The sequence below is a fragment of the Pseudoalteromonas sp. MER144-MNA-CIBAN-0113 genome (assembly GCF_040308965.1).
Lineage (GTDB): Bacteria > Pseudomonadota > Gammaproteobacteria > Enterobacterales > Alteromonadaceae > Pseudoalteromonas > Pseudoalteromonas tetraodonis.
On the sequence record NZ_JBEOOG010000180.1, the window covers coordinates 1 to 986 of the forward strand.

The 986-nt window shown below is 45.3% G+C and carries 1 protein-coding gene; it reads left to right on the top strand.

What is annotated here, in order from left to right:
• The coding region (gene tnpC, locus AAEY57_RS19290) for an IS66 family transposase (protein WP_350608581.1) at window positions 1–986 on the top strand (986 nt) is incomplete at both ends.

Sequence of the window (986 nt, forward strand, 5' to 3'; positions counted from 1 at the left end):
AATGGGTGAAGATAAGTCAGAAAAGCTTGAGTTCATACCCGCTAAAATCAAAGTGATTGAGCATATTAGGCCTAAATACGCCTGCCGTCACTGTGATAAATCCTCAACTCAGACACAGATTAAACAAGCCTCAATGCCTGCCATGCCCATCAACAAAGGCATTGCAACCAGCAGTTTGCTCAGTCAGCTTATCACCAGTAAATACCAATACGGGTTACCGCTGTATCGCCAGGAAGCGATGTTTAAGCAATACGGTATTGAACTCAGTCGACAGACCATGAGCAGCTGGATAGACAAATCAGCCACACTCTTCGCGCCATTAGTTGAACGGCTTAAAGCCGAGCTGTTAAGGCAACCCACGCTGTTTGCCGATGAAACGCCATTAAAGGTGGTGAAATCGGACAAAGTAAACAGTTACATGTGGGTGTATTGCTCGGGTCGAGATTCACCAGACCCGAATAATCCTATCCCTAATATCGTACTTTACGACTTCCACAATAGTCGCGCGGCCGCCTGCGTGGTCAATTATCTTGATGGATATCAAGGGTACTTGCACGTGGATGGCTATCAAGCCTATGCCAGAACAGAGGCAACCTTAATCGGCTGCTGGGCGCATGCTCGTCGTAAATTTATCGACGCGAAAAAGCTACAAGGTAAAAACAAAACCGGCAAAGTGGATGTGGTATTGAGCCTTATCCAAAAACTGTACGGCGTTGAGTCACGCATCAAAGATAAAAGTGTGGATGACAAATATACGGCAAGACAAGAGGTTAGCCTGCCTATTCTTAGCAAGCTAAAAATATGGCTTGAGCAGGATCAGCCAAATTTAGTGGGGAACAGCAAACTGATAGAGGCAGCTAATTACCTGGCAAATCAATGGCACAAGCTCATACGCTATGTTGATGATGGCCGACTTAGCATCGATAATAATAGAGCAGAACGCGCGGTAAAACCGTTTGTGATAGGCCGAAAGAATTGGTTATTTA